Here is a 4,756-nt window from a genome sequence, read left to right as displayed (position 1 = left end):
CAACCATTATATTCCATGCACTGACAATCCCAGGTAAAATGTATACCAAAAATTATCCATCAAGTGTAAGTCTCTAATAAGCAAATAATAAGGTATTAAGCCACTACTAAAATACATCGAATAAATAAATATCCTAGACACTATCCCTCTTAAAACAAAATCTTTTCTACTAATAGCATAAGCAACTATAACACTGCATAGGACATTTAGTGCTGAACCTATAATAGCTCTCAACGCAGATATCATGGTGGCATTGTATATCTGTGGGTCTGTTAATATGGATTTATAATTGAACGTTGTAAATTTCCTGGGAAAAATGTAGATTCCACCCCTTACTGAATCTATGGCATCGTTAAAGGATACCGCTAACACGTTTAAAAACGGGTATAATGTCACAATTATCACTATTGTAAGGACGATGTAATTGATCATATCAAAAATTATATCCTCAACCCTGCCGCTTATCTTCCTTGTCTTTATAGCCATTTATAAAACCTCCTGATATCTCAATCTAGAGGCTAACAAGCCTCAAAAGGCGCTTTCACCGCTGACGGCTTTTGAAATTCTGTTAGCAAAGGTAACCAATACAAGGGAAACCACTGAATTGAATATGCCGGCAGCAGTGGCAAAAGAGAACCTTCCCATAGGTATACCGTAATTGTACACGTACAGCTCCAGTGTCTGCGAATAGTCTATTACCATTGGATTTGAAAGCAAAAATACTTGTTCAAACCCTGCATTTAATATCCATCCAGCATTTAATATCAAAAGTATTTTTATAGTAGGAACTATAGATGGTAGCGTTATTGAAAAAATTCTCCTCAATCTCCCCGCACCATCTATACTTGCAGCTTCATATAATTCAGGATCTATTGCAGTCATAGCTGCTAAATATATAATAGAATTCCATCCTACTTCTTTCCACATATCTGAAAGCGCCATTATAGGCCAAAAAAGACGTGGAACACCTATAAAATTAATTGCTTGTTTTATAATATGAAATTTTAATAGAAATTGATTTATAACTCCTTCTGGTGAAAGCAAATTAAGAACTATACTGGCTGCTACAACCCAAGAAACGAAATGTGGTAAATACGAAATAGTCTGTACTATCCTCTTAAATTTTATATTTCTCACCTCATTTATCAAAACTGCCAATGTTATTGAAGACACAAAACCCAAAATGTATTTTAATATACTTATTCCCAGTGTATTTCTTATTGATTGGTAAAATGCCTGATCTTCAAATAACATCTTAAAATTTTCTAACCCTACCCAAGGTGAATTATTTATTCCCACTGCAGGATTAAAATTTTTAAAAGCTATTATCCAACCCCATAATGGAATATAACTAAATATTAACAATAAGATTAAAAAAGGTATTACAATTAGTACTAATTCCCTTTGTTCCTTTAACTTCTTAAAAAAGCTCTTTCTGTTAATCTGTCCTTTAGATAAAACTTTAGATTCAATATTAAAATCCGTCATAATCAATCCTCCACATATATTTTAAGCGTAATGAAGTACATCATTAAATGTACTTCATTACGTTCAATATGATACAATTGACCTACCTATAGATAAATTTAAATCTATTTAGTTCCCCAGTGCTGAATTCTCCAATCTATCTGCTTTTGTATATAAGAAACTTCAAGATCATATTTTGCCTTCTTCATTTCAGATACATATTCTTTCCATATATTCTCAAATTGGTCTGGTTTTGCTGGTATCATCTTTGCTAAATACTTTCTTGTGAGGTCAGATGCCTTTTGATTTGCTATTTTAATCTGTTGTTCGCTGTCAGGTATACTTATATCGTATACAAAACCGTAGGGTGTCTCTATTGGTGGCGACATCATTTCTGATAAATTCGTCAAATGATAAGCATTTAAAACTTCTTTTTCATATGGCTTGTATGAACTCGCGATATATTCTGGAGTGTCTTGCGGAAAAACAAAATTACCATCTGCAAATTTAGATCCAGCATTTGGATGTGGAAAATACCAATATAACCCTATCCCTTCTTTTTGAGTATAACTAGTGTCTTTGAATTGAGCCAATTGATCTTGAGTCATATACATCTTGCCATCTTTTAATGTATAATCTTTACCTTCGATGCCCCAATTTGCTAATTTTAATGCCTCATCACTGGCCATAGCATCTAAAAATTTAAATGCCGCAACTGGATCTTTACAGCTTTTTGTTATAGAAATACCCGCACTATTACCTGTCATATTCATACTATTATATGTTTCTTTTTTCACTCCAGGAAATGTAACAGGTAAAGCAAATGGTACTCTATCGTACAGTTTCTGCTGCTCAAGCGAGTTAATAGCATCTTGTATCTGCCAACGCTGGTCGTAAAATCCTAAAACTCTTCCCGATGCAATCAATGCTTTATAAGAATCATAATTTCTAGTAAACATTTGCCTATCAACTATACCCTTATTCCATTCTTCATTTAGCTTTTTATAATAATCATGTGCCCATTGACTAATTGCAAAAGGATGCGCTTTATTATTATCATCCACCCAAACATCGCCAGTATTCGCATTACCTGCTAAATAACTTGGAGGGCCTGTCAACGTAAATATTCTCCAATTATCAGTAAGAGCAGTAAATCCTATAACCGGTTGACCATTATACGTAGGATGCTTTTTTAAATAATCTTCAATTATATTAAAATATTGATCTAACGTTAATTTTTTAGGCCACCCCTCTTCTCGTAAAACTTCCAAAGGTAAATAAAATCCAGAATAAGGATATAAATATGTGGTCTTTCTTGCAGGAGTTAAATAATAGATATGTCCATCTTTAGCTCTCATCTTATTAAGGTCTTGTTGAGAATACCATCTCTTTATGTTAGTCCCGTACTTTTCAATATAATCGTCTAGCGGGACTAAAAGGTTAGCATTTCTAAACAATTCAAACGTCGTATTACTTGTTGCAATCAAATCAGGCAAATCCCTACTATTAATCATAAGCGTCGCTTTTGTTTGTTCATCTGAACCAACAAGAAAACTTACTTTCAAATGTACACCTGTTAATTCTTCGAGTTTTTTCCATACAGGTGTTTTTGTAAAGTCAATCGGGCTAGCAGTAGACGTGTTAAAGAAAAGTGTAAATGTCTTTGTTTCTTTTTTACTACTATTACTGCTTGTCTTGCTTTTACTTGCTGTCTTACTAGAACTACTGCAACCTGATAAAAGCATTCCTATAGCCAAAAACACTGTTAGTAACAAAGTGATTAATTTTTTACCTTTCATAGTTTTCCCTCCTCACAATTTAAAAATTAAATATTTTATTTTAGATGTTCAGTCAGCGTCATCACCTCACTTTTTTGACCTACTTATCTGAAATGTAAATAGATTCATTTTAAATCTACTTACATCAATTAGCAAATCATTAAAATTCTATTTTAAATCATCCATCTTTTTAAACAAACTTTATTAAGCTGTCACTACCATAATATCTCTCTGTAAAAACATTTTCAAAGCCCAAATTTAGTCAAATTAGCCGAATATTCGCTGTTTTTTTTTTTTTCAGAATTTTACTCGTGATTTCTCATTTTTTCTCCATTTTTCTCCTATATGTGCTTCAAGTGACCTCATTTCCGACGTTGAAGCTTATGGAAGAACCGAAAGAAGACAAATTATAGTAACGTTTATTAAACAGGCTCTTTTAAATAAAAAAAGGAATAAAATTATTCTGCTGGTGTTTATGAATATTCCTTTTTTCTACTAACAATGAATCACATACCTCTATTTATAAACCCCACATTAATCAAAAATCCTGTATTATAGAACTGGAAAACCAACTATGATACAGATGCTTGGTTTAAGAAATTTTAGGACATTCGCGAATTTCAAAAACAGTGGATATATACTCGTATGTTCCATAGGAATTAAAAAGAAAAGCAATAGAAAAAGTACAGAATATTATTTTAGGTACCACTCGGACACTAAATAAAAATTCCGGCACATAACTTAAGTGCCGGAATTTTCTATAATAAGTGTGGAGATATCGGGAATCGAACCCGAACCACTACAATGCGAATGTAGCGTTCTCCCTTTAAACTATATCCCCACGCGCAGCTACTATTTTATCACATACTTCAAATTTTGTCTAGTACTAATTTTAGTTCATTTAATTCGGTTAATTGTAAAATTAAATGCGACACCAAAAAATAGTTGAACCATAGCATGAAACCCGATATGATGTTGGTTGGCAAAAAACTAACACATATGGAGGGTTTCAGCTATGGTTCTTACTCAAGAGTATACCACATCACCTCCTTCTATTATCTTTCATTTTCTCACGATATCTTCGTTTTTCTTCGATTTTCTCATTGCAATAATAGCGCCTCATGGTTGGTGTTGTTATTTTTTACTTATATTACCTTTATAACTATGACTTTAATAAACTTATGTAAGTTAATTCCATATTATGGCAGGATAGCTCCACTTCTCTCATGGGGTTTACCCTCCCATGTCTCACAGGATCTTTGTCCTTAATTCCTTCGTTCTACCTTCCATGAGGTGGATGTCAGTTATGCTCGTACACAGGGTCTCTGCCCTTATGGAGAAATCTTACCTGACAACTCCCGCTCTTGTTCTCAATGTTAAATTCTACTTAGTTCATAATCGCCTTACGAAACCCAATTTCACTATTATCCTTTGCACCGCTTAATTGTCCTAACCATCGCAGAACGCGAGGCTGTCAAGGGTCGGCTTGCGAAGTGAGCAAAGCAAAACCG

General features: G+C 33.5%; 3 protein-coding genes and 1 tRNA gene. All 4 read right to left on the bottom strand.

Annotation, left to right across the window (positions count from 1 at the left end; genetic code table 11):
* Window positions 1-6: 6 nt before the first annotated feature.
* Window positions 7-486 carry an ABC transporter permease family protein gene (locus tag CALPO_RS12925; protein WP_245589868.1) on the bottom strand — a complete coding sequence of 160 codons (480 nt, stop codon included), beginning with the start codon at window positions 484-486 and terminating at the stop codon, window positions 7-9.
* Window positions 487-528: 42 nt separating this feature from the next.
* Window positions 529-1,488, bottom strand: coding sequence for an ABC transporter permease (locus CALPO_RS0101025; RefSeq protein ID WP_051585761.1), 960 nt, complete (start codon window positions 1,486-1,488; stop codon window positions 529-531).
* A 104-nt stretch (window positions 1,489-1,592) separates the two neighbouring features.
* Window positions 1,593-3,266, bottom strand: a complete 1,674-nt coding sequence (locus CALPO_RS0101020; protein ID WP_026485669.1) for an ABC transporter substrate-binding protein — start codon at window positions 3,264-3,266, stop codon at window positions 1,593-1,595.
* A gap of 749 nt (window positions 3,267-4,015) precedes the next feature.
* Window positions 4,016-4,086, bottom strand: a tRNA-Ala gene (locus CALPO_RS0101015).
* Window positions 4,087-4,756 lie beyond the last annotated feature (670 nt).

The sequence above is a fragment of the Caldanaerobius polysaccharolyticus DSM 13641 genome (genome assembly GCF_000427425.1).
Classification (GTDB): Bacteria; Bacillota; Thermoanaerobacteria; order Thermoanaerobacterales; family Caldanaerobiaceae; genus Caldanaerobius; species Caldanaerobius polysaccharolyticus.
Note: the sequence above shows the minus strand (reverse complement) of the source record. Positions and strands in the feature narration are given on the sequence as shown.

Coding starts and splice junctions, on each gene's coding strand:
- CALPO_RS12925 (WP_245589868.1), bottom strand. CDS start 486: ATGGCTATAAAGACAAGGAAGATAAGCGGCAGGGTTGAGGATATAATT.
- CALPO_RS0101020 (WP_026485669.1), bottom strand. CDS start 3,266: ATGAAAGGTAAAAAATTAATCACTTTGTTACTAACAGTGTTTTTGGCT.
- CALPO_RS0101025 (WP_051585761.1), bottom strand. CDS start 1,488: ATGACGGATTTTAATATTGAATCTAAAGTTTTATCTAAAGGACAGATT.